The following is a 26,067-nucleotide window of genomic DNA, read 5'->3' as shown; positions in this document are numbered from 1 at the left end:
GACCTTTAGTCCTGGCTGGTCATCCGGGAGCGGATGCCGCGGCTGGTGCGGCGGAACAGCCAGAGCACCGGCCACGCGGCCGCGAGCCCGAGTCCGGCGGGCAGACCTGCCTGCCACGCGGGCGCGGAGAGCGCGACGGCCTGCGGGTTCGGGTTGTCGATGCCCTGCCAACGACTCGGCGGCAGCACGATGAACTGAGCCTTGCCGATCACGTTGGCCACCGGCACCGGCCCGTGGTTGTCCGCGCGCGAGTCGGAGGAGTTGTTGCGGTTGTCGCCCATCATCCAGAGCTGGCCCTCGGGGACCTTGACGGCGGCGAACTCCTCCTGCTTGTCGCCGCGGCCCTCCTCGTAGTGGATGTAGGGCTCGGTCAGCGGCTTGCCGTCGACCTTGACCTTGTTGTCCGGAGTGCAGCACTCGACGGTCTGGCCGCCGACGGCGATCACGCGCTTGACGAAGTCGCGCTCGTTCGGCGGAGCGAGGCCGATGACCGACCCGAGCTCCTGGAACCAGCGGACGACCACGTTGTCCGAGCGGTTGTCGTCGAACTCCGTCTGGCTCCACGAGTCCGGACCTCGGAAGACCACCACGTCACCGGGCTTGGGATCGGTGAAGTTGTAGGTGATCTTGTCGACCAGCACCCGGTCGTTCGTGCACCCGAAGCAGCCGTGGAGGGTCGTCTCCATGGACTGCGAGGGGATCACGTAGACCCGGGCCAGGAAGGTCTGGATCAGGAAGGTGAGCACCAGGGCGGTGAGGATGAGGATCGGCAGCTCACGCCAGAAGGAGCTCTTCTTCTTCGCCGGCTTCTCGCCGACAGGGTGATCTCCGTCCGAGGAACCGGAATCGGGATCACCCTGTGCGGCGGGCGAAGGATCTAGTTCGGCCACGACGCCAGGCTACGCAGTTCTCGACGACGTGCGTCAGGAGCTGCGGACCGTGTCGCGCTTCTCCTTGATCTTGGCGGCCTTGCCGCGAAGCTCACGGAGGTAGTAGAGCTTGGCGCGACGCACGTCACCGCGGGTCGCGACCTCGATCTGGGCGATGTTCGGGGAGTGCACCGGGAAGGTGCGCTCGACGCCGACGCCGAAGGAGACCTTGCGGACCGTGAAGGTCTCCTGCAGGCCGCCGCCGTGCCGACGGATGACCACGCCCTGGAAGACCTGGACTCGCGAGCGCGAGCCCTCGATGACGCGGACGTGGACCTTGAGGGTGTCGCCCGGGCGGAAGTCCGGAATGTCGGAGCGCAGCGACTGGGCGTCCAAGGCGTCCAGGGTGTTCATCGGGGGTCCGTCCTCACGTGTGCTTCGTGCTCTCCGCCTCGGGTCCACCCGTCAGATGACGAGGACATCCCCTGCGGCGGGAGATGGCTTGGCTGGGCGCACCGGGATTCACCCGGCGGCGGCAACCTGTCCAGTCTGCCAGACGGGTTGCCCGGTCATGAAATCGACCCGGGTAGCTGCTGGTCACGCAACCGGTCGAGGAGTTTACGGTCCTGCTTGTCCAGCCCGGACTCCGGGAGGGCCGCGAGCAGGTCGGGCCTGCGTTCGAAGGTCCTCTCCAGCGCCCGGTCGCGCCTCCAGCGGGCGATCGCGGCGTGGTTGCCGGAGCGCAGCACCTCGGGCACCTCGCGGTCCTTCCAGACCACGGGGCGGGTGTAGCTCGGCCCTTCGAGCAGGCCGTCGGAGAAGGAGTCCTGCTGGTGCGACGCCGGGTTGCCGAGCACCCCGGGCAGCAGCCGGACCACCGCCTCCACGATGGCGAGCACCGCCACCTCGCCGCCGACCAGCACGTAGTCGCCGATGGACAGTTCCTCCACCGGCATCCTGGTCGCGGCATCGTCGATCACCCGCTGGTCGATGCCCTCGTAGCGGCCGCAGGCGAAGACCAGGTGGGACTCCTGCGCCAACTCCTCGGCGACCGCCTGGGTGAACGGGCGGCCGGCGGGGGTGGGCACGATGAGGCGCGGTGCGGCACCGGCGCAGACCTCCTCCAGTGCCTCCCCCCACACCTGGGGCTTCATCACCATGCCCGGGCCGCCGCCGAACGGGCTGTCGTCGACCGCCTTGTGGACGTCGTAGGTCCACCTGCGCAGGTCGTGCACGCCCAGTTCGAGCAGGCCCTTGTCGATGGCCTTGCCCAGCAGCGCCTCGCGCAGCGGGGAGAGGTAGTCCGGGAAGATCGTGATGACGTCGACGCGCATCGCTACTCGATGCTCAGCAGGCCGTCCGGCGGGTCGATGACCACCCGGCCGCCCGCGATGTCGACGGTCGGCACGATCTGCTCCACGAACGGGATCAGCACCTCGCGCCCGTCCTGGGCCTTGACCACGAGCAGCTCCCCACCGGGGCCGTGTGCGATCTCGCGCACGGTCCCGACGGCGGTGCCGTCCAGCAGCTCCACGGCCAGCCCCTCGAGCTGGTGGTCGTAGAACTCGTCCGGGTCCTCGATCGGCGGGAGCCGGTCCACCTCGACGGTGAGCAGGCTCCCCCGCAGGTCCTCGGCCGCCTCGCGGGTGCCGAGGCCGTCGAAGAACACCAGCAGCCGCCCGGTGTGAGGCCGGGCGGCCGCGACGGTGAGTGTTCTCGTCGAGCCGCGCACGCCGAGCGCGACACCGGGAGCGAAGCGGTCCTCGGGCGAGTCCGTTCGGACGTCGATCACGAGCTCGCCACGGACACCGTGCGGTTTCACCACACGTCCGACTACCAGTTCCACTTCGTCCCGATCTCGCTCAGCGGTCGGTGTCGATGACGTCGACGCGCAGGCCGCGGCCACCGATACCGGACATGACGGTGCGCAGCGCCGTTGCGGTACGACCGCCCCGACCGATCACCTTGCCCAGGTCGTCGGGGTGCACGTGCACCTCAAGGGTGCGGCCACGCCGAGTCGTGATCAACTGGACGCGCACGTCGTCCGGGTTCTCGACGATGCCGCGGACGAGGTGCTCGAGAGCGTCCGCGAGCTCGCTCACGCCTCGCCGCCCTCGGCCTTCTCGGCGTCGCCCTCGGTCTTGGCCTCAGCCTTGTCCGCCTTCTTGGCGGGCTTCTTCTTCGGCGTGGTGGCGTCGACGCTGGGCTCGGAACCCGCGGCCTCGAGAGCGGCCTCGAAGAGGGCCTTCTTGTCGGCCTTCGGCTCCTTGACCTTCAGGGTGCCCTCGGCGGGCGCCGGCAGGCCCTTGTGCTTCTGCCAGTCACCGGTCAGCTCCAGCAGGCGCTGCACGGGCTCGGTCGGCTGCGCGCCGACACCCAGCCAGTACTGCGCGCGCTCGGAGTCGACCTCGACCAGGCTCGGCTCTTCCTTGGGGTGGTACTTGCCGATCGTCTCGATCGCCTTGCCGTTGCGACGGGTGCGCGAGTCGGCGATGACGATGCGGTAGTGCGGCGAACGGATCTTGCCAAGCCGCATGAGCTTGATCTTGACGGCCACGGGTAGGAGTGCTCCTCAACTGTGTTCACGGTTGAGCGCTCGTGACCAGCGTGGGGTTGCGGGTCAGAACGTCCAGATGTCTAGGCGCCCTTGACCGGCGAGAGGGGCCGAGCAGGGCGGACAGCCAGCCATTGTGCCAGATCGGCGGGGGCGGCCGAACACGCCCTAGGCGGGCAGCACGCCGAGCACCGTCAGCAGCAGCCCCAGCGCCGGGAGCAGGTTGTTCACCTGGTGGGCGACGATGCTGGCCAGCAGGCGCCCGGTGATCAGCCTGGCCAGGCCGATCGGGATGGCGATGACCAGCAGCAACGGGGTGCGCGCCGGTTCCAGGTGGGCGACGGCGAAGATCGAGGTGCTGACGCCGAAGGCGGCCCACCGGCTCCACTTGAGGCGCTCGGCGGCCCCCCAGACCAGGCCGCGGTAGAGGATTTCCTCACAGATCGGCGCGATCAGCCACAGGTGCAGGAAGACCAGGACCGCGACGGTCGGCGAGAGGTGCACGCCGTCGAGCACGTTGCCCACGGCCGAGCTGGCCTCGTCCTTGCCCATCCACTTGGTCCACAGCGAGGACGCGATCAGCGTCGGGACCAGGCTGATCACCCCGATGGTCAGCCCGAGCACCACGTCCGACCAGCGCCACTCGATGCGCAGGTCGATCAGCGGGCCGTTGCCCCGGAACTTCGTCGCGGCGATCCCGACCGCGGCGGCGAGCACGATCGGCACCGACAGCGTCAGCACCAGCCCGAGGTGCGAGAGCGGTTCGCCGGCGGCCGGGCGGAACATCGCCGCGAGGAACACCGAGACCAGCAGGAACACCAACTGGGCGAGCAGGAAGGCGCCGAAGCCCCAGCGGTGCGCGCGGACCGGGGTGTCCGGACCGTGGGCGGGGGCCGGGCTGCTGCCCAGCGCGCGCAGGTAGGCCGCCCAGGCGCGCACGCCACCACCGCTCGACTCCTGCGGTGCGTTCACGTGCGCCTCCGAACGTCGGGTGCTGAGAACGGGATGCGGTGGAGCTCAACCGGCCGCGAAGAACAGCACCGTGGCGGGCAGCAGGTTGTAGACGGCGTGGGCCACGATGCTGGCGCCGATCCGTCCGGTGATCATGCGGGCGGTTCCGAGGAGCAACCCGGCCGCGAACAGTAGCGGCATCCGGTCCGGTTCCTGGTGGATGAACGCGAACATCATCGTGGTGAGCACCAGAATCGCATACCTCGGCACCCGATAGTGTTCGAGCGCTCCCCACAGCGCGCCCCTGACCAGCAGTTCCTCGGTGATCGGGGCGCCGACGGCGATGAACAGGACGAAGATCGCCAGCCAGATCGTCTGCCCCTCGGAGAACACCGGCAGCCCGGCGATCGGCCCCTCCGGGCCGCCGTCACCCGAATTGCGGACCAGGATCAGCCCGATGATCCACGCGGGCACGAGCGCGGCGAGCCCGCACAGCACGCCGACGCGCACGTCGCGCATGGTCGGCTTGAAGCCGAAGTCGGAGACCGGGCCCCTGCCGCGCATCCACGACACCACGGCGGGGCCGAGGCCGAGCAGCAGGTTGGGCACGAAGGCGAGCAGCAGCAGCGGGCCGAGCTTGGGCGGGTCGGCGGGGTCGAAGCCGCGCAGCTGCCCCGCCATGAGCACGCTGATCAGCAGCGACAGCAGGTAGAAGCCGCCGAAGCCGATGAAGAAGGCCAGGAAGCCCCAGTGCAGGCTGCCCCGGGCCGCGGCGACCTGCTCGGCCTCCCAGAACCTGGTGTGCAGCTTGACGTCCCTGCCGTCCTGGACCCCGCGCATCGGCATCCCGTACGCGGCCCACGAGGGCTGCGGAACACCCATCGGCGGAGTGGCGGCTTCGGAGGAATGGTCATCGGTACCACCGGAGTCCTGCCGTTGGTCTTCCACACACCCTCCATACCCCGTGACGCCGTGGTCGAGACGCTAGCCGGTGGCGGGGCGCCCGCAGGTCACCGCATCGGACGACCACGCAGCACGACCAGCGACGGCGTGCGCAGCGCGGCCAGGTCCACCCTCGGGTCCCTGTCGTAGACGACCAGGTCGGCGGGGGTGCCGTGGGCGATCGAGGACATGCCGAGCCAGCGTCGGGCGGCCCAGCTCGCCGCGCCGATGGCCTGCTCGGCGCTCATCCCCACCGAGTGCAGCGCGGCGATCTCGTCGGCGATGCGGCCGTGCTTGATGCCGCCGCCCGCGTCGGTGCCCGCGTACACCGGCACGCCCGCCTCGATCGCCTGCGCGACGGTCTCGCGCGAATTCGCGTAGAGGCTGCGCATGTGCCCCGCGTACCGCGGGTACTTGGCCGCCTTGTCGGCGATGTCGGGGAAGTTCTCGATGTTGATCAGCGTGGGGACCAGCGCGGTGCCGCGCTCGGCCATCACGTCGATCACCTCGCGGCTGAGCCCGGTGCCGTGCTCGATGCAGTCGATCCCGGCGTTGACCAGGCCGGGGACCGCGTCCTCCGAGAACACGTGCGCGGTCACGCGGGCGCCTGCTCCGTGCGCGACCTCGATCGCCTCGGCGAGCACGTCCTCGGGCCAGAGCGGGGCGAGGTCGCCGACGCCGCGGTCGATCCAGTCGCCGACGAGTTTGACCCAGCCGTCGCCGTAGGCGGCCTGCTCCGCGACGGCGGCGGGCAGGTCGGCCGGGTCCTCGACGTCGACGCCGAGGTAGGGGATGTAGCGCTTGGGCCGGGAGATGTGCCGTCCCGCCCTGATCAGCCTCGGCAGGTCCTCGCGCTGTTGGAGCGGCCGGGTGTCGATCGGCGAGCCGCAGTCCCTGATCAGCAGGGTGCCCGCGTCGCGGTCGATCTCCGCCTGCGCGGCGGCTTCCGGCAGGTCGACCGGGCCGCCGGGGCCGATGCCGACGTGGCAGTGCGCGTCGACCAGCCCCGGCACGATCCAGCAGCCGTCCGCGACCGTGACGGCGTCGGGCACCGGCTCGAACGAGATCAGCCCGTCGGCCACCCACACGTCGCGGACGTCGTCGCCGTGCTCCTCGCGGGGCAGCACGACCCCGCGCAGGTGCAGGTTCGGCACGGCTAGTCCTTTTTCTTCTTCTTGCCGAAGTTCAGCTTCGAGGGGTCGAAGCCCGGGGGCAGCTGGTCCAGGCCCGCGAGGCCCGGCGGCAGCTGGTTGAGGCCGGGGGGCATGCCGGAGAGGTCGGGCATCCCAGCGGGCAGAGCGCCACCGGTGTTGTTCTTGGGCCCGAACTTCTTGCCCTTCTTCCCCTTCTTGCCCTTGAGCTTCTTGGAACCGCCACCGCCCATGCCCGGCATGCCGAAGCGGCCGGCCATCTGCTTCATCATCTTGCGGGCGTCGAAGAAGCGGTTGACCAGGTCGTTGATCTCGCTGACCGCGACACCGGAGCCGTTGGCGATGCGCAGCCGCCGCGATGCGTTGATCATCTTCGGGTCGGCGCGCTCGGCCGGGGTCATGCCGCGGATGATCGCCTGGAGCCGGTCGAGGTGCTTCTCGTCGACCTGGGCCATCGCGTCCTTCATCTGGCCCGCGCCCGGCAGCATGCCCAGCAGGTTGGCGATCGGGCCCATCTTGCGGATGGCCAGCATCTGCTCGAGGAAGTCCTCCAGCGTCAGCTCGCCGGAGCCGATCTTGGCGGCGGTCTGCTCGGCCTGCTGGGCGTCGAAGACCTGCTCGGCCTGCTCGATCAGCGAGAGGACGTCGCCCATGCCCAGGATGCGGCTGGCCATCCGGTCCGGGTGGAAGACGTCGAAGTCCTCCAGCTTCTCGCCGCTGGAGGCGAACAGGATCGGCTGGCCGGTGACGTGCCGGACCGACAGCGCGGCGCCACCGCGGGCGTCGCCGTCGAGCTTGGTCAGCACCACGCCGGTGAAGCCGACGCCGTCGCGGAAGGCCTCGGCGGTGGTGACCGCGTCCTGGCCGATCATCGCGTCGACGACGAAGAGGATCTCGTCGGGCTGGACCGCGTCGCGGATGTCGGCGGCCTGCCTCATCAGCTCCTCGTCGACACCGAGGCGACCGGCGGTGTCGACCAGCACCAGGTCGTGCTGGGCCCGGCGGGCCTCCTCGATGGCGCGGCGGGCCACGTCGACCGGGTCGCCGACGCCGTTGCCCGGCTCGGGCGCGTAGACCGGGACCCCGGCGCGCTCGCCGACGACCTGGAGCTGGTTGACCGCGTTGGGGCGCTGGAGGTCGCAGGCGACCAGCAGCGGGGTGTGGCCCTGGCCGGAGAGGAACTTGGCCAGCTTGCCCGCGAGCGTGGTCTTACCGGCGCCCTGCAGACCGGCGAGCATGATCACCGTCGGCGCGGTCTTGGCCAGGTTCAGCCGCCGGGTCTCGCCGCCGAGGATGGTGACGAGCTCCTCGTTGACGATCTTGACGACCTGCTGGGCCGGGTTCAGGGCCTCGGAGACCTCCGAGCCCTTGGCCCGCTCCTTGACCTGCGCGATGAACTGCCGCACCACGGGCAGCGCGACGTCGGCCTCCAGCAGCGCGATGCGGATCTCGCGGCAGGTGGCGTCGATGTCGGCGTCGGAGAGGCGCCCCTTGCCGCGCAGGTTCTTCAGTACCGCTGTGAGACGGTCGGAGAGAGTGTCGAACACGGGTTTCGGGCTCCAGCCAGGTGAGGTCTGCTCAGGCTCAGTCGGGTCTCAGGGTAGCCGGAAGCCGGAACTCGACCCTGACCCGCTCGTCGATGTCGTGCCGCCGGAGCACGCACACCTTCCGCCAGCCGGGGAAGGTGTAGCCCGCGCGCAACCGCCTGCGGATGCCGGAGGCCCTGCGGACGTGCTTGGCGAAGGACTCCGCGGGCAGCACCCGTCCCCTGCTGTGCTGTCCCGCCAACGCCTCGACCGCGCTGACGTCCAACCAGACGAACGTGCCGGAACGACGCGTCAGCACGCGCAGCGCGGCGATCCACACTCGCGTGCTCACGCGCGTCGCGGGTTCGTGCACGACCACGGCGCCGCGTGCGGTGGCGGCGTACCAGACGAGCCGCGCGTGATGGGTGATGTGCACGAGTGGCCTGTAGAGCCGATAGGGCACCGGTCCGAACAACTCGCGCAACGGGCGGCGGACCTGGTCGGAGTCGAGCACCTTCACGTGCGCGGGCACGTCAGCCCTGCGGAGCAGTTCGGATTTCCCCGCTCCCGGGAGTCCCGCGAGCAGCACCAGGTCTCGACCGCCGACTGTGAAGACGGCGGGCGCTCTGCGGGTTCTCGGCGCTTCCACTACTCGGCAACGAGTGATGGCCACGGCAGCGTTCCAGGCGCGTGCGAATTGTGATTGATGACCGTTTTCTAACAGCTCCGCGCAACCTCCGCAGAGGCGGGTTCCCCGCACGGAGAAGCGCCCGTGGTGGGGAGCGGTTCCGACCCCGAAGCCGAACCGCGCCCACCACGGGCGCCGCGACGCACTCAATCCCCGCCTTCGCGCCAGCTCCGCCACACCCCCGTGTCGGCGGTTCCGCGCGACCCTCACCCGCGAACGACACAGGTGAGGCCGGTGCCTCCACACTGGTCGACGGCGGACGCATGAGCCCGTGACGCGGTTCGGCCAGAAAAGTTTCAGCGGGCTGCGGCGAGCACCGCGCGCTCGATCGACCTCCGTGACGAGATGTCGCCGTCCAGGCAGAACGCGTCGATCACCGTGCCGCCCAGCGTGGACACACGAGCCCACCGAACGTTCACGGCGCAGGACTCAAGCGCGGCGGCGACGCGGTGCAGCAAGCCGATGCGGTCGGTGGCGCGGAGTTCGAGCACCACGGCCCCGGAAGCCTCGTCGTCGAACCACAGCACCTTGGGTGGGGCCACTTCCTCCGGTGGTCCGCCGTAGTCGCGTTCCTTGGCCGCCAAGCGGTCCTTCAGTGGCAGTGATCCGTCGAGGGCTCGACGCAGCTGTTCCTGCAGCAGCGTCGGATCGGGCAGTGTGCCGAAGCGCGGCGAGACGGTGAACGTCTCCACGGCTGCGTTCTCGTGCCCGTGCAACACAGCCGCGTGCACTTCGAGCGAGTTGAGTGCGAGCACTCCGGCGACTCTGGACAGCAATCCGGGGCGGTCGGGCGCGAACACGGTCACGGTCGCACTGGGGCCGTCTTCGGCTAGAAGCACCTTCGGGCGCCCGGACTCCAGCGCGGACACCGCGAGTTCTCGTTGGTCTTCAGGTAGCGGTTCGGGCTCCGGTAGTGGATCGCCCGCCATCGCCGCACGACAGCGGCCTACAAGGTCCGCGATGAGCGCTGCTTTCCAATCGGTCCAAACGCCGTGCCCCGTGGACAGGGAGTCGGCTTCGGCCAACGCGTGCAGGAGTTCCAACAGCACCGCGTTGCCTTCAAGCGTCTCTACGACGCGGTGCACCGTCGCGGGGTCTTCGACGTCGCGGCGCGTCGCGGTGTGTGGAAGCAGCAGGTGGTGTCGCACGGCGTCAGAGACGAGCTTGACGTCGTTGGGCCACAAACCGATTCGTTCGGCTACCTGTGTCGCCAACGCTGCACCGACGACGGAGTGGTCAGACTGCTCGGGATCGCGGCGGCCGATCGTGATGCCCTTACCAAGGTCGTGCACCAACGCTATGAGCAGCAACAGGTCTGGCCTGGACACACGAGTCGCGAGACGCGCCGCGTGCACGACGGTCTGCACGAGGTGCCGGTCAACGGTCCACATGTGCGCGGCGTCGCGCGGAGGCAGATCGCGGACCGAGCCCCACTCCGGGATCAGCCTGCCCCACAGCCCCGTGCGGTCGAGCGCTTCGACTACGTCCACTAGGCCGCGACCGCAGCTCAACAGCGACAGCAGCTCTTCGCGCGCATCGCGGGGCCACGGTTTGCGCAGCTCTGGCGCGGAGTCCGCGAGCTTGGCAAGAGTGCCCGCAGCGATCGGGCTGTTGGTGCGCGCTGCCGCCGCCGCAACGCGCAACAACAGCGCGGGATCGCGGTGGGGCACAGCGTCTCTTGCGAGCGCGACTTCGCCCCCGTGCAGCACAACGCCCTCGTCCAACGGCCTGCGCGCAGGGCGGCGCTGCCACGGCGTAAGCACACCGAGCGTGCGTTTCGGCGCTGCGGCGCGCGCGGTGCGCAGTGCGACTTCGAGCGCGAAGCTCACCGTGCGCCCGGCACTCGAAATCGCGCGCGCGAGCTCGAAGCGGTCGGTCATGCCCAACGCGGACGCGACGTCGTCGCCGTCCTGTGCGCGCAGAACGTCCTGTGGGCGCGCGCTGATGCGATGCAGCTCCGTACGCGCGTCCAGCAACAACGCGTGCGCACCGGAAATGTCGGCGGCGGGACGATCCACGACCTGGGCCGCCGCAAGCGCGTCAAGCAGCTGGAGGTCGCGCAGGCCGCCCTTGCCGTGCTTGAGGTCCGGTTCGACGCGGTGGGAGATCTCGCCGCCGCGGTGCCACCGCTCAGCAGCGGACTCGGCCAGCTCGTCGAGCCTGCCGCGGATGCCGGAGCGCCACGCTTGTCTGGCCGTGGCGGACAGCCGCTGCGTGATCTCCATGTCCCCGGCGATGTGCCGGATCTCCAACAGCCCCAATGCAACGCGGAGGTCCGTCCCTGCCGCGCGCTTGGCCTCGGCGATCGTGCGCACGGAGTGGTCCAGGCCGATGCCGGAGTCCCACAACGGGTACCAGACGCGATCGGCCAGCTCAGCGATGTCGGAACGTCCACTATGGACGATGATGAGGTCCAGATCGGAGCGCGGGGTCAGCTCACGCCTGCCGAGCGCCCCCACGGCGACCAGCGCGGTGCCCGGGCCGACGAGCCCCGCAGCGCTCGCATGCGCGCTCAGCCAGAAGTCGTGCAGATCGACCAGTGCGCCGCGCAGCTCCTCCGGCGCCAATCTGCGCTGTCCTGGCGCTGGGGTGAACAGCAACCCCCTGGCACGAACCAGGTCCTCAGCGGCTCCACCGCTCACGGTCGTCATCTCCCCCGCCACCCCTCAACAGAGCAGCGGGTGCGCCCCGGTGATCGGAGCGCACCCGCGACTGGCTTATAGAGCGTCGTTGCCGCGTTCACCGGTGCGCACGCGGACCAAGGTCTCCACCGGAGTCACCCAGACCTTGCCGTCACCGATCTTCCCGGTGCGCGCGGCTTCGACCACGGCGTCGACGACCTTGCCCGCGACCTCGTCGTCCACCAGGACCTCGACGCGGACCTTGGGCACGAAGTCGACCGCGTACTCAGCACCGCGGTAGACCTCTGTGTGGCCCTTCTGCCTGCCGTAGCCCTGCACCTCGCTGACTGTCATGCCGAGCACGCCGAGCTGCTCCAGCGCGCTCTTGACGTCGTCCAGGGTGAACGGCTTGACGATGGCGGTCACCAGCTTCATGGCTTGCTCTCCTCAAGGGCCGGGGAGGACAGGGTGGTCACGCTCGCGGCACGGCCGGAGCCGCGGCCACCGAAAGAGACCAGCTCGTAGGCGCTCTCCGCGTGCTCGGACTCGTCGATGCCGGTCACCTCGGCCTCAGCGCCGACGCGGAACCCGACCGTGTACTTGATCGCGAGGCCGATCAGCAGGCTGAGCACGAACGAGTAGACCAGCACCGCGCCCGCGCCGAGAGCCTGCTTGCCGAGCTGGTCGAAGCCACCGCCGTAGAACAACCCGTCGATCCCGGCCGGGGCGGACTTCGAGGCGAACAGGCCGATCAGCAGGGTGCCCGCGAGGCCGCCGACCAGGTGCACGCCGACCACGTCGAGCGAGTCGTCGTAGCCCAGCTTGTACTTCAGCGGCACGGCGAGGGCGCACAGCACAGCGGCGATGAACCCGACCGCGATGGAGCCCAGCGGCGTCACGGAGTTCGCGGCCGGGGTGATCGCGACCAGGCCTGCGACGATGCCGGAAGCCGCACCGAGCGTCGTGGCGTGACCGTCCCGGATGCGCTCCACGACCAGCCAGCCCAGCGTGGCGGCGGCGGTGGCGACGAGGGTGTTGATGAAGGCGACACCGGCGGTCCCGTTGGCCGCGACGGCCGAACCGGCGTTGAAGCCGAACCAGCCGAACCACAGCAGGCCCGCGCCGAGCACCACCAGCGGCAGGTTGTGCGGCTTCATCGGTTCCCTCGGCCAGCCCTTGCGCTTGCCCAGCACCAGGGCGAGGGCGAGCGCGGCGGCTCCGGCGTTGATGTGCACCGCGGTGCCACCGGCGAAGTCAAGCGCGCCAAGGGTGTTGGCGATCCAACCGCCCGGGTCGACGACGTTGCCCGCCGCGTCCTTGCCGTCGAAGTCGAAGACCCAGTGCGCCACCGGGAAGTACACGACGATCGACCACACGGCGGCGAACAGCAGCCATGGGCCGAAGCGGGCGCGGTCGGCGATGGCACCGGAGATCAGGGCGACGGTGATGATGGCGAACATCGCCTGGAAGGCCACGAACGCGGTGGTGGGAATCGTGCCGAACAACGAGTCGGCGCCGAGCAGTCCCTCCAACCCGAAGAACTCGAACGGTTTTCCGAGAAGGCCGCCGCCGACATCGGTGCCGAAAACGGTGGAGTAACCGATGAGCACCCACAGCACGCCGACGACGGCGATGCTGCCGAGGCTCATCATGAGCATGTTCAGCACGCTCTTCGCGCGCACCATGCCGCCGTAGAAGAACGCGAGCCCTGGTGTCATGAGCAGCACCAACGCGGCACTGATCAGCACCCAGGCGGTGTCGCCGGAGTTCATAGGTAGTCCTTCCGCTGCCTGCCCCATTCGCATGAGCAGCATCGGAAGGCGGTGTTTCACACGGCGACGCGCGAGGTTTCCCCGGAGTGAACTGTCGGCCTTCTTCTGTTACGTCCAGGTTGCGCGCGGCGCCGCGTTCTCGGCGACGCCGCGAAACCCTTCGGCAACCTCAGCGCAGCAGCGCGTCCACGAAGGCGTTCGGCTCGAAGGGCGCGAGGTCGTCGGCGCCTTCACCGAGGCCGACCAGCTTCACCGGCACGCCCAGCTCACGCTGCACCTGGAAGACGATGCCGCCCTTCGCGGTGCCGTCGAGCTTGGTCAGCACCACGCCGGTGACCTCGACGACGTCGGAGAACACGCGTGCCTGGGTGAGGCCGTTCTGACCGGTGGTCGCATCGAGCACGAGCAGGACCTCGTCCACCTCGGCCTGCTTGGAGACCACGCGCTTGACCTTGCCCAGCTCGTCCATGAGGCCGGTCTTGGTGTGCAGCCGGCCAGCGGTGTCGACGAGGACCGCGTCCACCTTGGCCTCGATGCCGCGCTTGACCGCGTCGAAGGCGACGGCGGCCGGGTCAGCGCCCTCGGCCCCGCGCACGACCTCGGCGCCCGCGCGCTCGCCCCAGGTCGCCAGCTGCTCAGCCGCTGCGGCGCGGAAGGTGTCCGCCGCGCCGAGAAGAACGGTGCGGCCGTCCGCGACCAGGACTCGGGTGAGCTTGCCCGTGGTGGTGGTCTTGCCGGTGCCGTTCACGCCGACGACGAGCACCACGGCGGGCCGGCCGTCGTGCGGCAGCGCGCGCACTGAACGGTCCATCTCCGGGTGCAGCGCGTCCACGAGCACCTCGCGCAGCAGGCCCTTGACCTCGTCCGCGGTGCGCACGCCGCGCGCGGTGATCTCCTTGCGCAGCCGCTCGATGACCTCGTTGGCGGTGTTCGAGCCGAGGTCCGCCATCAGCAGCGTGTCCTCGATGTCGGTCCAGGAGTCCTCGTCGAGGTCACCCGCGCCGAGCAGGCCCAGCAGGCTCTGCCCCAGGGTCGACCGGGACCGCGACAGCCGTCCGCGCAGCCGCTCCATGCGGCCCTCGGTCGGCTCGATCTCGTCGACGACCGGCTCGGGCTCGGGTTCCGGCTCGGGCTCCGGTTCCGGCCGCGCGACGGGGACGGGGGTCTCGGGGAGTTCCACGTCGACGATGCCGCGCCGCGGAGTGTCCCTCGGCACGGAGGCGTCGTCGCCGACACCGGGCTGCCCGTCGGTCTCCGTGCGCTCGACGACGGGGTGCTGAGCTTCGGCACCCGCCGAGAAGCCGATGGCGCCCTTGGTCTTGTAGGAGTCCTTGCCCGTGGTCGGCGGCACGCCGTCGGGGCGGCGGTCCTCGGTGAGGCTCACCCGCCTGCGCCTGGCCAGCACCAGTCCGACCACCAGAGCGATGACGAGCACGGCGACGACGCCGAGGACCACCCAGATCAGGGGGCCGCTCCAGAACGACGGCTCGGCGGGCACGGGCACGGCAGGCACGGACTCAACAGGCACGTCGCTATCCTCGCACTCCCCTTCACTCGGGCTCACAACCTGGCCTCAAAGCCCGCCAGGTGCTTGCGAAAAGATTCACCATGGTTTAGACCTCTTTCCGTGAAATCTTGGCGGGTGCTCGGGTTGATCTCCGGCACGTCGATGGACGGCATCGACGTGGCGGTGGCCGAGTTCTGCCTGCGCGAGGACGCCCCCGGCGGACCGGTCGTCGAGCTGTTGCCGCTGGGTGCCATCGAGGTCCCGTACGCGGAGCCGCTGCGCAAGGACCTCCTCGCCGCGCTGCCCCCGGCGGAATGCTCCGCCGAACGGCTGTGCGTGCTGGACACGCTCGTCGGGCAGGCCTTCGCCGACGCGGCGCGCAAGGGCGTCGCCGAACTCGGCTGCGGCGAGGTCGACCTGATCGCCTCGCTCGGCCAGACCATCTACCACTGGGTGGACGGTCGCACCTGCAAGGGAACGCTCCAGCTCGGCCAGCCCGCGTGGATCGCGGAGGCGACCGGCGCCCCAGTGGTCGCCGACCTCCGCGTGCGCGACGTCGCCGCCGGTGGTCACGGCGCGCCGCTGGCGAGCCTGCTGGACGCGCTCTGGCTGACCCCGGCCACCACCGGGGACGTGGCGGTCGCGCTGAACATCGGCGGGATCGCCAACATCACCGTGGTCGGCGGGACGCATGCCCCGCTGGCTTACGACACGGGTCCGGGTAACGCTCTGCTGGACGCCGCTTGCCGCCTCGCCGCGGACAGCGGGCTCCAGTACGACGAGGGGGGCCGGCTCGCCGCCAACGGCTCCCCTCACCCGGACCTGCTGTCCCGCCTGCTGGCCGACCCGTACTACGCGGCGGCGCCGCCGAAGTCGACCGGCAAGGAGCACTTCCACGCCGACCACCTGCGCGCGGCGCTGGACGGCCTTCCCGACATCCCGATACCGGACCTGCTGGCCACGCTCGTCGAGCTGACGGCGATCACCGTCGCCGACGCGTGCCGCAGCCACGGTGCCACCCGCGTGGTCGCCTCTGGCGGCGGCGTGCGCAACGCGACCCTCATGGCCGCCCTCGACCGCCACCTCGGCGCGATCGAGCTGGCCACCAGCGAGTCCTTCGGCATCGCGGCTGATGCCAAGGAGGCCTACCTCACCGCGCTGCTGGGCTTCCTGACCTGGCACGGTCTGCCCGCGAACCTGCCGACGGCGACCGGGGCGAGCGGCCCCCGCGTCCTCGGCTCGATCACCCCGGGCAGGCGTCCGCTCCAGCTGCCGGAGCCCTCCAGCACGCCGCCGAGACGGCTGCGCGTGCTCCAGCTGGCCGACCAGACCCCGATGCCGCGCTCCGCGCGCCCGCTCGGCTGAGCAGTCCCCCGCACGTCCCGTCCCGGAGTCCGCAGGAGAGGCCATGCACGCTCTCGATCTGATCATCGTCGCGGCGTTCCTGATCGGTATGCCGCTGCTCGGAGTGCTCTTCGGTGGGCGGCAACGCTCCTCGAAGGACTACTTCGTCAGCGACAAACCGATGTCATGGTGGGTGGTCTGCCTCTCGGTGGTCTCCGCCGAGACCAGCGCGCTGACCGTGATCAGCGTGCCCACCGTCGCGTACCTGGGCACCTTCACCTTCCTCCAGCTGGCGATCGGCTACCTGCTCGGGCGCATCGTGGTGGCCTTCGTGCTGCTGCCCAAGTACATGAGCGGCAACCTGGTCACCGCCTACGCCTACCTGGGCAAGCGGTTCGGCTCGAAGCTGCAGAGCACCGCGTCGGTGACGTTCCTGTTCACCCGCCTGCTCGCCGACGGCCTGCGGCTGTTCGCCACCGCGATCCCGATCAAGGTGCTGCTGGCCGCCTACGACATCAACGCCCCGTACTGGGCGATCTGCCTGGTCACCGGCATCGGCATGCTCGTGTTCAGCTACGTCGGCGGCGTGCGCGCGGTGGTCTGGGTGGACGCGGTGCAGCTCGGCGTCTACGTCATCGGCGGCATCGCGGTGATCGCCGTGCTCGCGGGCAAGCTCCCCGACGGCTGGCTGGGCCAGGCCTTCGACGCGGGCAAGTTCCAGATTCTCGACTTCGGCGCGGACATCCTCACCAGCCCGTACGCGATCATCACCGCGATCCTCGGCGGCGCCGTGCTGTCCATGGCCTCGCACGGCTCCGACCAGCTGATCGTGCAGCGCCTGATGTCCTGCAAGGACCTCAAGGACAGCCGCAAGGCGCTGATCGGCTCCGGCGTGATCGTGTTCTTCCAGTTCGGCCTGTTCCTGCTGATCGGCGTGATGATCTGGGCGCTGTTCAAGGGCGCCACCCCGGCGTCGATGGGCATGGCGGCCAGCGACGAGCTGTTCCCGCACGTGATCATCAACGTGCTCCCGCCCGGTGTCTCCGGCTTCATGCTGGCGGCCATCCTGGCGGCGGCGATGAGCTCCTCGCTGAACGCGCTGGCCTCCTCCACCGTCACCGACGTGATCCAGAAGGTCTCCAAGCGCACCTTCACCGACGCGGAGATCCTGCGCCAGGGCAAGATCTGGACCGTGGTCTGGGCCGGCCTGCTGATCGGCTTCGCCTCGCTGTTCACCAGCAAGAACAACCCGATCGTCGAGCAGGGCCTGTCGATCACCGGCTACACCTACGGCGCGCTGCTCGGCTCGTTCCTGCTCGGCCTGATCTTCAAGAAGGCCAGGCAGAGCGACGCGCTGGTGGCGTTCGTGGTGACAGTGCTCGGCATGGCCGCGATCATCCTCACGGTGAAGTTCCCGGTCGGCGCCAAGGAACTGGCGCTCGCCTACCCGTGGTACCCGCCGCTCGGCGTGCTGATCACCCTGGTGGTCGGCGGGCTGATGTCCTTGCGGCACAGCACGAACGCGCCGGAGACGGTCGAGGCGGAACTGCCCGCCAAGTAAACCGCTCCCCCGATGCCGGGCACGCGCTGGAATGGCGAGCGCGTGCCCGGCATTGCATGCTCCACACGCAGTGGTTCACGGCGAGAGGAGCTCCCCATGGATGTCGTGGTCACCGAGGTGGCGGCACGCACCCGGTTCGAAGCCCGCGTCGGCGACGCGCTCGCCGGACACCTGGAGTACGCCCGGCTCGGCGGCAAGGTCCTGCTCACCCACACCGAGGTCGAGCCGGCGTTCGAGGGCCAGGGCGTCGGCGGTGAGCTGGCGCGGGCCGCGCTCGACTTCGCCCGCGCCGACGGGTTGGTGGTCCGCCCGCTCTGCCCGTTCGTGGCGGGCTGGGTCCGTCGCCACACCGACTACGTCGACCTGATCGACCCCGTCGACCGCATGCGCGTCATGGCCGCCGCCAAGGTCGACTAGAGCAGCACGGCCGCGAGCACGGCCAGGGTGATCGCGACGATGGCCACGATCACCAGCGGCGCGGCGAAGACCGGCAGGAGCGCTCGCAGGCCACCCGTGCGAGGACGGGTGGTGGCGAGCGCTCCGGGCCCGGCCGAGGTCCACGGCGGCGCGTAGAACAGCTCCGCGCTTCCCCCGGCTGGCACCACGACGATGGTGCGCGCCTCCCCGTACACCGTTTCCTCGTGCTCGCCCTCTCCCAGGAAGTCCGCTTCGGCCCTGCTGACCGCGGCCGAGACCTCGTAGGAGCCCTCCGGCAGCTCGAACGCCGCGGTCCCGCCCCAGTCGGCCAGCTGGCCCCGGTCGGCGACGAGCACCCTGGCACCCGAGGTGTCGTTGGACAGCTCGCGTTGCAGGCGGCGGTGGTAGGTGGCGTGCACGATCAGCATTCCGCTCTCCGCGCTCACGCCACCAACCCTACGGCTTGATGATCTTGAGCGGTTGTCTAGGCCTGGGCCTCCAGCACCGCCTGCGAGGCGTGCCAGCCGCCGAGGCCGCTCACCCCGCCGCCGCGACGCGTTCCCGCACCGGCCAGCAGAACCCGGCTCGCCCCGGAAACCTCGACGCCCCAACGCTGCGCGGGTGTCTCGGCGGGCTCGTCGTCGGAGAGCCACGGCCAGTCCAGATCGCCGTGGAAGATGTGCCCGCCGGGCATGCCCAGGTCGCGCTCCAGGTCCAACGGCGACTCAGCGGCCAAGCACGGCACTCCGTCCGCGTCCACGGCGAGGCAGTCCTCCAACGGCTCGGCCAGGTGCTTCTGCAACGCCGCCACCGCCGCATCGGTCGCCCGCTCCCGCGCACCGTCCACAGTGAACAGACGCGCCGGCGCGTGCAGCCCGAACAGCGTGAGCGTGTGGTACCCCCGCTCGGCCAGTTCGCCCAGGACGCTCGAATCGGTCAGCGAGTGGCAGTACACCTCGCACGGCAGCGGATCGGCGACCGTGCCCTCCTGCGCGAGGCGATAGGCCTGCTCCAGGTCCGCGTAACCCTCCTCCAGGTGCAGCGTGCCCGCGAAGGCAACCCCAGGGTCGACACCGCTGCGCAGTCGCGGGAGCCGCTCGAGGAGCATGTTCACCTTGAGCTGGCTGCCCTCCGGCTTCTCGGCGGCCCTGCCCAGCAGCTCGTCCACTGTGGACGGAGCGACCGCGCACAACGCCCACCGCGCCGAGCTGGCCCCGGCCTCGGTCACCACCTCGACGTGATCACCGTGCTCGTGCAGCGCCGACACCGGGGTGGACGTGATCACCTTGACGCCCGCCTCGACGGCCGCGAGTTCGAGCGCGTCGGCCAGCGCGCCCATCCCGCCGACCGGCACGCGCCACTCCCCCGTGCCGTTGCCGATCACGTGGTAGGCGAAGCAGCGGTTGGCCGCGGAGTCGTGCAGCGACGCGTTGGTGCCGATGAGGCCGTCCGTGGCCACCACACCGCGCACCAGGTCGTCGGCGAACTCGCGCTCCAACACCTCGCCGAGCGGTCGCTCCACCAGATCGTCCCAAGTGGACGGATCGACCTCGGCGCGCAGCTCGCAACGCCGTCGCAGGGGGCCGAGCAACGCGGGGCCGAGCGCCGAGCCGAACGCGGAGACCCGGTCGTAGAAGGAGGTCCACGCCCGCCACGCCTCGCCGGAACCGGTCAGCTCCGCGAAGGACGCTTCCGTGGCCGCACCCGGCTCGCGCTCGACGAGCAACCCCGTCGGTCGGCCGTCGCGAACGGTCGGCGTGTAGGAGGACACCGCGCGCGAACGCAGCTCCAGCGACAGCCCCAGCTCCGCCGCGAGCGCGTCCGGGAACAGGCTCACCAGGTAGGAGTACTTCGACAGCCTCGCGGGCAGGCCGGGGAAGACGCGCTTGCCGACGGAGGCGCCGCCCACGTGCTCCGCGCGCTCCAGCAACCGAACCGACAGACCGGCCCTGGCCAGCAGGATCGAGGCGACCAGGCCGTTGTGCCCGCCACCGACAACCACGACGTCATCGTCACAGCGCATGCGCCGATCCTCGCCGAGGACGACCCCCTCCTACCAGGACCCACCCGGGGCTTTCCGGATCGACGAGGTCAGAGGAGCAGCACGAACATCAGCATCATCAGCACCGCGACACCGATCACGACGTAGTTGACGATGGCGCCCGGAGTCGCCGGACGCGTCGGCCCCATCGCGCCCCCGATGAAGATGTAGGCGGGCGCGCGGTAGAACACCGGCTGCACCTGGCCGGGGTGCACGGGAATTGTCACCCTGGCGAGACCGCGCGGCTTGCCCATGTACTGGAAACCGACCTCGATGGTGTGCTGCCCGGCGGGCAGGTCCACGGGCATCTGGCCCCATTCCACCTGACGGGGCTGACCATTGATCACCACGGTCGGTTTGATGAAGAACAGGAACCAGTTCAACGGGCTGAACGAGGTGTCCAGCAGCACGCGCCCGAAACCCGGCTGCGGCGGCATCGGCTGCTGTGGATAGGGCTGCTGCGGATACATGGGCACAAAGTAATGGGCCCGGTACGCAGAAGTCGCACCGGGCCCATTCTCACGAATCGCGTTACGCCTTGAACGGCTCCAGGCAGAGGAAGTTGCCCTTCCCGCCCTCACGGCCTTCCCAGTAGAGCGCCTCCGCCGTCGGGTACGGCGAGCAGATCGCGCCGTCCGCGCCGCCCTCGTCCTGCTTCTTGTCCTCGATCCTGCCGACGACCTTGTAGGTCGCACCAGGCCCGCACTCGGCCTTCTTGATGGTGTTGGCGTCGGTGACGTTTCCGGAGACGCAGTCCCCGACCTTGGAGCTGCTGCCGACCGAGTTGAGGTAACCGAAGACACCGAAACCGATGACGGCGAGCGGCACCAGGATCGCGATGATCAGCTTCACCGGCGACCGCTTCTTCTTCGCGGGCTGCTGCTCGACGGCAGCGGGCTGAGTCGGGTCCGGCATGTTCTGAGGAGTGCTCACTGGACTTCTTTCCAAGAGATGTGAGATCCGCGTCAAGCGGGCGCTCATCATGCATGGAAATGGACAAAAAAGGAACTAGTTTCAGATGTGCGTTACGCCATCGGGGCTACGGGCGGTACGGCTCCAGGCAGAGCAGGTTCCCCGACGAGTCATCGCCCTCCCAGTAGGTGACCGCGGTGGTCGGGAAGCGCTCGCACGGCGTGGACTCGTTGATCTCGTCCTTCTTCCTGCCCTCCAGCCGCCCCACCACGCGGTAGTCGGCGGCCTCCCCGCAGGCGAGCTTGACCATCGGCGAGTCCGGGGTCGCGCCGTCGCTGAGGCAGTCACCGACCTTGGCGGTGCCCGCCGAGGTGACGTAGAGGTACACGCCGACGCCGACCACCAGCAGCGGCACGACGATCGCGGCGATCAGCTTCAGCGGCGAACGCCGAGGCGCGTCCTGCGGAGTGTCCACTCCGGTCTCTCCCTGGGGTGCGTCGGTTCTCACTCGGCGACGGGCGCGGCGGTGGGCCGCTGCAGGCGCTGCGAGATCACCTGGGTGATGCCGTCGCCGCGCATGGTCACGCCGTAGAGCGCGTCGGCGATCTCCATGGTCGGCTTCTGGTGCGTGATGACGATCAGCTGCGACTTCTCCCGCAACTGCTCGAAGAGGCTGATCAGCCTGCGCAGGTTGGTGTCGTCCAGCGCGGCCTCGACCTCGTCCATCACGTAGAACGGCGAGGGGCGGGCGCGGAAGATCGCCACCAGCATGGCCACCGCCGTCAGCGACTTCTCGCCACCGGAGAGCAGCGACAGGCGCTTGACCTTCTTGCCCGGCGGCCGCGCCTCGACCTCGACGCCCGTGGTGAGCATGTCGTCCGGGTCGGTGAGCAGCAGCCTGCCCTCGCCACCGGGGAACACGGTCTTGAAGACCGTCTCGAACTCGCGCGCCACGTCCTCGTAGGCCGAGGTGAAGACCTCCAGGATCTTGTCGTCGACCTCCTTGACCACGGTCAGCAGGTCGCGGCGGGTGTCCTTGATGTCCTCCAGCTGCGTGGAGAGGAACTTGTAGCGCTCCTCCAGCGCGGCGAACTCCTCCAGCGCCAGCGGGTTGACCTTGCCGAGCAGGGTGAGGTCCTTCTCCGCGCGCTTGGCCCTGCGCTCCTGGGTGGCGCGGTCGAAGGGCAGCGGCGGGGGCGGGCTGACGTCCTCGCCGCGCTCCTTGGCCGCCTCGTACTCGGCGACCTCGGGCGCGCTCGGCGGCACGGGCACCATCGGCCCGTACTCCTCGACCAGGTCGTCGAGGCCGATGCCGAAGTCCTCGGTGATCTTGGATTCCAGCTGCTCGATCCGCAGCCGCTGCTCGGCGCGCAGCACCTCGTCCCGATGCACCGCGTCGACCAGCTTCTCCAGCTCGCCGGACATTTCGCGGACCCGGCCGCGCACCTTGTTCAGCGCGGCCTCGCGCTCGGTGCGCCGCGACTGCGCCTCGTCGCGCTCGGTCGCCGCCCGCGTCAGCGACAGCGCGATGCGCTCCAGCGCGGTCTCGCCGCCGCGCACCACGGCCTCGGCGACCGTCGCGCTGCGCACCCGAGCCGCCCGCGACCGCTCGGCCCGCTCGCGCGCCTCGCGCTCGTTGCGCGCGGCCCTGCGCAGCTGGTCGGCCTTGCCCAGCAGCGCGCGGGCCCGCTCCTCGGAGGTCCGCAGCACCAGCCGCGCCTCGACCTCCTCCTGGCGCGAAGCGGCCAGCTGGGTGGCGATCTCGTCCCGGCGCTGGGTGTCCGGCTCCTCGTCGTAGACCTGCTCGGACTCGGCGGTGAGCAGCCGCTCCTCCAGTTCGGAGAGCTTGCTCAGCGCGTCCTCGCGGGCCTGTTCCACCTTCTCCCGCTGCGCGGCCAGGCGCTCGGCCTCCGCCTGCGCGGCGCTGGCGGCCTTGGCCATCCGCGACAGCCGCTCGGTGCTGCGGGCCCGCTGCACCCGCGAGTCGTTGACCAGCTCCTGGACCTCGGCGACCGCCGCGCGGCGCACCTTCTCGTCCTCGCGGGCGCCCTGCAACGCGGCTCCGGCGTGCTCCAGCGCGCGCTCGGCCTCGGTGAGCTTGTCCCGCGCCTCGTCGACCGCGGCCTGCACCTCGATGACGCTCTGGCTGCGCCCGGAGCCGCCGACGGCCCAGTCCGCGCCGAGCACGTCGCCCTCGACGGTGGCGGCGCGCACGCCGGGGAAGCGCTCCACCAGCGCTCGCGCGGCGGGCAGGTCGTCGACGACGGCGAGCCGCTCCAGCGCGCGGGTCAGCGCGGGGCGCAGCGACTGCGGCGCCTGCACGAGATCCACCGCCCAGCGCGCGCCGTGCGGCAGCACCGGCCACGCCGAGCGCTCCAGCTGAGCACCGCCGCCGATCAGCAGCCCGGCCCGCCCGGAGTCCGACGCACGCAGAAGTTCAAGTGCGGCAACGGCATCCGAGGGTGCCGCGACCGCGACCGCGTCGGCGATGGCACCCAGGGCCGCCGCGAGGGCGACCTCGGCGCCGGGCTCCACGGTCATCAGCGCGGCGACCGACCCGAGCAGGCCGGGCAGCCGCGCCGCCGACGCCAGCAGCGCGCCCGCGCCGTCCTTGCGGTTGAGCCCGAGGGACAGCGCGTCGACGCGGGCCTTCCAGGAGGCGATCTCCCGCTCGGCCTTGCGCTCGGCGGCGACCAGCTCCTCCACCCGCGCCCGCGCCTGGCGGTGCTCCTCGACCGCGGCGTCCTTGCGCCCGGCGAGCCCGGTGTCGGCGTCCTCCTCGACGCCGGTCTCCGCCCGCGTCTCCTCGAACTCCAGCTGGGCGTGCTCGGCGCGCTCCCTGGCCTCGGCGAGCGCGACCGACATCCGCTCGATCTCCTCGGCGGTGGCGCCGGTCTTGCTGCGCAGCGCCTCCACCTGGCCGCCCAGCCGGGCCAGGCCCTCGCGGCGGTCGGCGACGGCGCGCACGGCGGCCATGTGCTCGCGCTCGGCGGCCTTGAGCTCCTGCTCCAGCTCGGAGCGGGTCTCCAGCGCCGTTGACAGCAGCATCCTGGCCTGCTCGACGCCCTCCTGGAGCTCCAGCTCCTGCTCGGCGACCTCCTCGGCCTCGCGCTCCATCTCCTCCGGGTCCCGCCCGCCGCGGTGCTCCTCCAGCGGGGCGCTCAGGTGGCGGGCGCGTTCCTGGGCCAGCCGCACGGTCCCGCGCAGCCGCTCCTCCAGCGCGGAGAGCCGGTACCAGGTCTCCTGCGCGGCGGCCAGCAGCGGCGCGTCCTGGGCGAGGTTCTCCTCCAGCTCGGACTGCTCGTTCTGGCCGAACTGGAGCATCCGCTCCACCTCGGTGCGCCGCGCGCGGGCCTGCGCCTCGTCGGCCTGGTCCTTCGCCAGCTCCGAGCGGGCGTTGACCAGGTCGTCGGCGTAGATCCGCAGGCGCGCGTCGCGCAGGTCGGCCTGCACGGTCTGGGCCTTGCGGGCGATCTCGGCCTGCTTGCCAAGCGGTTTGAGCTGGCGGCGCAGCTCGGCGGTGAGGTCGGTGAGCCGGGTCAGGTTGGCCTGCATCGCGTCGAGCTTGCGCAGCGCCTTTTCCTTGCGCTTGCGGTGCTTGAGCACACCGGCGGCCTCCTCGATGAAGGCGCGCCGCTCCTCCGGCTTGGACTGCAGGATCTCGGCGAGCCGGCCCTGGCCGACGATCACGTGCATCTCGCGGCCGATACCGGAGTCCGACAGCAGCTCCTGCACGTCGAGCAGGCGGCAGCTGGTGCCGTTGATCTCGTACTCGCTGGCGCCGTCGCGGAAGATCCGCCGGGTGATCGAGACCTCGGTGTAGTCGATCGGCAGCGCGCCGTCGGAGTTGTCGATGGTCAGCGTCACCTCGGCCCGCCCGAGCGGGGCCTTGCCGGTGGTCCCGGCGAAGATGACGTCCTCCATCTTGCCGCCGCGCAGCGCCTTGGCCGCCTGCTGGCCCATCACCCAGGCCAGTGCGTCCAGCACGTTCGACTTGCCGGAGCCGTTGGGCCCGACGACGCAGGTGATACCCGGTTCGAAGCGCAGGGTCGTCGCCGAGGCGAAGGACTTGAAGCCCTTCAGCGTCAGGCTCTTGAGGTGCACGCGCGCCCGCTCCCGTGTCTGGTCCGGTTCCGGTGCCCGCCTCCCGCAAGCGGATCTTCGGTGGGGACCGGCGGCCGTGGTATCGGGGTGGAGAATAGCCGCAGGGCGCTCGCGCCCCGGCCAGGTGGCGCGCGGTCAGCGCGCCACGCGCGCCCTCGGGTATGGCAGAAGCTCCGCGTCAGGGCCCGACCACCGCTCGCCGAAGCGCTCCAGCAGGGTCACCACTTCGCGCAGTTCTTCACCCTTGCGAGTGACTTCGTAGGCCCAGGCCATCGTCGAGCGGTGCATCCGGGGACGGCGCTCCAGGAAGCCGTACTCGATCATCCGCTGGAGCAGTTCCTTGGCCTGCTCCCGCTGTGAGCCCGCCGTTGCCAGCAACTCCTGCTCGGTCTTGGCCCCGGAGAAGACGTGCGCGAGCACGAGCAGGACCTCGAAGTCCCCGATCTCCTCCAGTGCGCGGGTGAGGGAGGCGGCTGCACCTGGCGGGTGCGAGGTCGACATGCCTCAACTTTACTTGATCTTGCGGGGTGCTCGCGTCAGCGCTCGACGAAGGTGCTCAGGCCCCCACGGGCCGCCGACCAGCGCTCCACCACCGCGGAGACGGTCCCCGGCGTGCCGTCGGAGCGCAGCAGGCCGAGCAGCCGTTCGCATTCCGCCCTCGACCCCTCCGCCGCGACCTCCACCCGGCCGTCCCGCAGGTTGGTCGCCGCCCCGACCAGCCCGAGCTCCAGCGCACGGGCCCGCGTCCACCAGCGGAAACCAACCCCCTGCACGCTGCCGTGCACCCACGCGGTCAGTCGAACGGAGTCCACCTCGCTCATGCCACCCATCCTGGCGAACGCGAAGGGCTACCACGAACGAGGCATGTGTCACTCGATGGTGGTACGGTCCCGCGCCGTGGCCGGACAGCGCGCACGTCGTTCCTCCCTCGTGCCCGGACTGGTCGCGGTGCTGGTCGGCGCCGTGACGGCCGGGGCGACGACCCTGCTCGGCGGGCAGGACCCGATCCTCCTCGCCAACAAGGACTCCACCAGGGCGATCACCGCCCCCGAAGATCCAGCGGAGCCCAGTGGCGGCACGCCGCCGCTGGGCTCCGCTGGATCTTCG

Annotated in this window: 27 protein-coding genes; 4 read left to right on the top strand and 23 right to left on the bottom strand. The window is 70.5% G+C overall.

The window, feature by feature from the left end:
* Positions 1 to 5: 5 nt before the first annotated feature.
* The 15 genes from lepB to ftsY all read right to left on the bottom strand — a co-directional run bounded on the left by lepB (position 6) and on the right by ftsY (position 14,572).
* Positions 6 to 890 carry a signal peptidase I gene (lepB, locus tag CCN37_RS20575; RefSeq protein WP_086823545.1) on the bottom strand — a complete coding sequence of 295 codons (885 nt, stop codon included), beginning with the start codon at positions 888 to 890 and terminating at the stop codon, positions 6 to 8.
* Positions 891 to 923: 33 nt separating this feature from the next.
* Complete coding sequence (gene rplS, locus CCN37_RS20570) at positions 924 to 1,283, bottom strand: 50S ribosomal protein L19 (RefSeq protein WP_086823542.1); 360 nt, start codon at positions 1,281 to 1,283, stop codon at positions 924 to 926.
* Positions 1,284 to 1,438: 155 nt separating this feature from the next.
* A complete protein-coding gene (trmD, locus tag CCN37_RS20565; protein WP_086823540.1) occupies positions 1,439 to 2,203 on the bottom strand; it encodes a tRNA (guanosine(37)-N1)-methyltransferase TrmD in 765 nt (254 codons plus the stop codon).
* Positions 2,204 to 2,205: 2 nt separating this feature from the next.
* A complete protein-coding gene (gene rimM / locus CCN37_RS20560; RefSeq protein WP_086823537.1) occupies positions 2,206 to 2,715 on the bottom strand; it encodes a ribosome maturation factor RimM in 510 nt (169 codons plus the stop codon).
* A gap of 16 nt (positions 2,716 to 2,731) precedes the next feature.
* Entirely contained in the window at positions 2,732 to 2,971 is a 240-nt protein-coding gene (locus tag CCN37_RS20555; RefSeq protein WP_030430526.1) for an RNA-binding protein, read from the bottom strand.
* Complete coding sequence (gene rpsP / locus CCN37_RS20550; protein ID WP_086823534.1) at positions 2,968 to 3,426, bottom strand: 30S ribosomal protein S16; 459 nt, start codon at positions 3,424 to 3,426, stop codon at positions 2,968 to 2,970. Before rpsP ends, CCN37_RS20555 begins: the two co-directional genes overlap by 4 nt.
* A gap of 165 nt (positions 3,427 to 3,591) precedes the next feature.
* On the bottom strand, positions 3,592 to 4,395 hold the full coding sequence (locus CCN37_RS20545; RefSeq protein ID WP_246843187.1) for a CPBP family intramembrane glutamic endopeptidase: 804 nt from the start codon (positions 4,393 to 4,395) through the stop codon (positions 3,592 to 3,594).
* A 45-nt stretch (positions 4,396 to 4,440) separates the two neighbouring features.
* A complete protein-coding gene (locus tag CCN37_RS20540) occupies positions 4,441 to 5,322 on the bottom strand; it encodes a CPBP family intramembrane glutamic endopeptidase (RefSeq protein ID WP_246843185.1) in 882 nt (293 codons plus the stop codon).
* Positions 5,323 to 5,384: 62 nt separating this feature from the next.
* Entirely contained in the window at positions 5,385 to 6,470 is a 1,086-nt protein-coding gene (locus CCN37_RS20535) for an amidohydrolase family protein (protein WP_086823531.1), read from the bottom strand.
* 2 nt (positions 6,471 to 6,472) lie between these two features.
* Positions 6,473 to 8,014 carry a signal recognition particle protein gene (gene ffh, locus CCN37_RS20530; RefSeq protein ID WP_086823528.1) on the bottom strand — a complete coding sequence of 514 codons (1,542 nt, stop codon included), beginning with the start codon at positions 8,012 to 8,014 and terminating at the stop codon, positions 6,473 to 6,475.
* Between the two features lie 37 nt (positions 8,015 to 8,051).
* Positions 8,052 to 8,666: an AAA family ATPase gene (locus tag CCN37_RS40015; protein ID WP_168200762.1), complete on the bottom strand. Its 615-nt coding sequence runs from the start codon at positions 8,664 to 8,666 to the stop codon at positions 8,052 to 8,054.
* A gap of 311 nt (positions 8,667 to 8,977) precedes the next feature.
* Positions 8,978 to 11,332 carry a [protein-PII] uridylyltransferase gene (locus CCN37_RS20520; RefSeq protein WP_086823522.1) on the bottom strand — a complete coding sequence of 785 codons (2,355 nt, stop codon included), beginning with the start codon at positions 11,330 to 11,332 and terminating at the stop codon, positions 8,978 to 8,980.
* A gap of 66 nt (positions 11,333 to 11,398) precedes the next feature.
* Positions 11,399 to 11,737, bottom strand: a complete 339-nt coding sequence (locus tag CCN37_RS20515; protein WP_086823519.1) for a P-II family nitrogen regulator — start codon at positions 11,735 to 11,737, stop codon at positions 11,399 to 11,401.
* Complete coding sequence (locus tag CCN37_RS20510) at positions 11,734 to 13,074, bottom strand: ammonium transporter (RefSeq protein WP_086823516.1); 1,341 nt, start codon at positions 13,072 to 13,074, stop codon at positions 11,734 to 11,736. The genes CCN37_RS20515 and CCN37_RS20510 overlap by 4 nt, the downstream gene beginning before the upstream one ends.
* Before the next feature lie 169 nt (positions 13,075 to 13,243).
* Complete coding sequence (ftsY, locus tag CCN37_RS20505; protein ID WP_246843202.1) at positions 13,244 to 14,572, bottom strand: signal recognition particle-docking protein FtsY; 1,329 nt, start codon at positions 14,570 to 14,572, stop codon at positions 13,244 to 13,246.
* Between the two features lie 171 nt (positions 14,573 to 14,743).
* Here ftsY and CCN37_RS20500 point away from each other — a divergent pair, with 171 nt between their 5' ends.
* The 3 genes from CCN37_RS20500 to CCN37_RS20490 all read left to right on the top strand — a co-directional run bounded on the left by CCN37_RS20500 (position 14,744) and on the right by CCN37_RS20490 (position 17,903).
* Positions 14,744 to 15,946, top strand: a complete 1,203-nt coding sequence (locus CCN37_RS20500) for an anhydro-N-acetylmuramic acid kinase (RefSeq protein WP_086823617.1) — start codon at positions 14,744 to 14,746, stop codon at positions 15,944 to 15,946.
* A 43-nt stretch (positions 15,947 to 15,989) separates the two neighbouring features.
* On the top strand, positions 15,990 to 17,486 hold the full coding sequence (locus CCN37_RS20495) for a sodium:solute symporter (RefSeq protein ID WP_086823513.1): 1,497 nt from the start codon (positions 15,990 to 15,992) through the stop codon (positions 17,484 to 17,486).
* Positions 17,487 to 17,582: 96 nt separating this feature from the next.
* The gene (locus CCN37_RS20490; protein WP_086823510.1) at positions 17,583 to 17,903 is read left to right on the top strand and encodes a GNAT family N-acetyltransferase; all 321 of its coding nucleotides are present in this window, start codon (positions 17,583 to 17,585) and stop codon (positions 17,901 to 17,903) included.
* On the opposite strand, the gene CCN37_RS20485 is transcribed toward CCN37_RS20490, so the two are convergent.
* The 8 genes from CCN37_RS20485 to CCN37_RS20450 form a co-directional block, all read right to left on the bottom strand.
* Positions 17,900 to 18,349 (bottom strand): hypothetical protein, encoded by a 450-nt coding sequence (locus CCN37_RS20485; RefSeq protein ID WP_143261708.1) that lies wholly within the window; start codon positions 18,347 to 18,349, stop codon positions 17,900 to 17,902. The genes CCN37_RS20490 and CCN37_RS20485 overlap by 4 nt on opposite strands.
* Positions 18,350 to 18,387: 38 nt before the next feature.
* Entirely contained in the window at positions 18,388 to 19,926 is a 1,539-nt protein-coding gene (locus tag CCN37_RS20480) for an NAD(P)/FAD-dependent oxidoreductase (protein WP_086823504.1), read from the bottom strand.
* Positions 19,927 to 19,994: 68 nt separating this feature from the next.
* Positions 19,995 to 20,414, bottom strand: a complete 420-nt coding sequence (locus CCN37_RS20475) for a hypothetical protein (protein WP_143261707.1) — start codon at positions 20,412 to 20,414, stop codon at positions 19,995 to 19,997.
* Positions 20,415 to 20,475: 61 nt separating this feature from the next.
* Positions 20,476 to 20,877, bottom strand: a complete 402-nt coding sequence (locus CCN37_RS20470; RefSeq protein WP_143261706.1) for a hypothetical protein — start codon at positions 20,875 to 20,877, stop codon at positions 20,476 to 20,478.
* 106 nt (positions 20,878 to 20,983) lie between these two features.
* Entirely contained in the window at positions 20,984 to 21,331 is a 348-nt protein-coding gene (locus tag CCN37_RS20465) for a hypothetical protein (RefSeq protein WP_086823494.1), read from the bottom strand.
* Positions 21,332 to 21,360: 29 nt separating this feature from the next.
* Positions 21,361 to 24,960: a chromosome segregation protein SMC gene (gene smc / locus CCN37_RS20460; protein WP_086823492.1), complete on the bottom strand. Its 3,600-nt coding sequence runs from the start codon at positions 24,958 to 24,960 to the stop codon at positions 21,361 to 21,363.
* A gap of 135 nt (positions 24,961 to 25,095) precedes the next feature.
* Positions 25,096 to 25,461, bottom strand: coding sequence for a winged helix-turn-helix transcriptional regulator (locus CCN37_RS20455; protein WP_086823489.1), 366 nt, complete (start codon positions 25,459 to 25,461; stop codon positions 25,096 to 25,098).
* A gap of 35 nt (positions 25,462 to 25,496) precedes the next feature.
* A complete protein-coding gene (locus tag CCN37_RS20450) occupies positions 25,497 to 25,790 on the bottom strand; it encodes an acylphosphatase (RefSeq protein ID WP_086823486.1) in 294 nt (97 codons plus the stop codon).
* A 67-nt stretch (positions 25,791 to 25,857) separates the two neighbouring features.
* On the opposite strand from CCN37_RS20450, the gene CCN37_RS39100 reads away from it, so the two are divergent.
* Positions 25,858 to 26,067 (top strand): hypothetical protein (locus CCN37_RS39100; RefSeq protein ID WP_143261705.1); only part of this gene is annotated, 210 nt, incomplete at its 3' end.

It is taken from the genome of Allokutzneria sp. NRRL B-24872, assembly GCF_002155965.1.
Taxonomy (GTDB): domain Bacteria; phylum Actinomycetota; class Actinomycetes; order Mycobacteriales; family Pseudonocardiaceae; genus Allokutzneria.
Note: the sequence above shows the minus strand (reverse complement) of the source record. Positions and strands in the feature narration are given on the sequence as shown.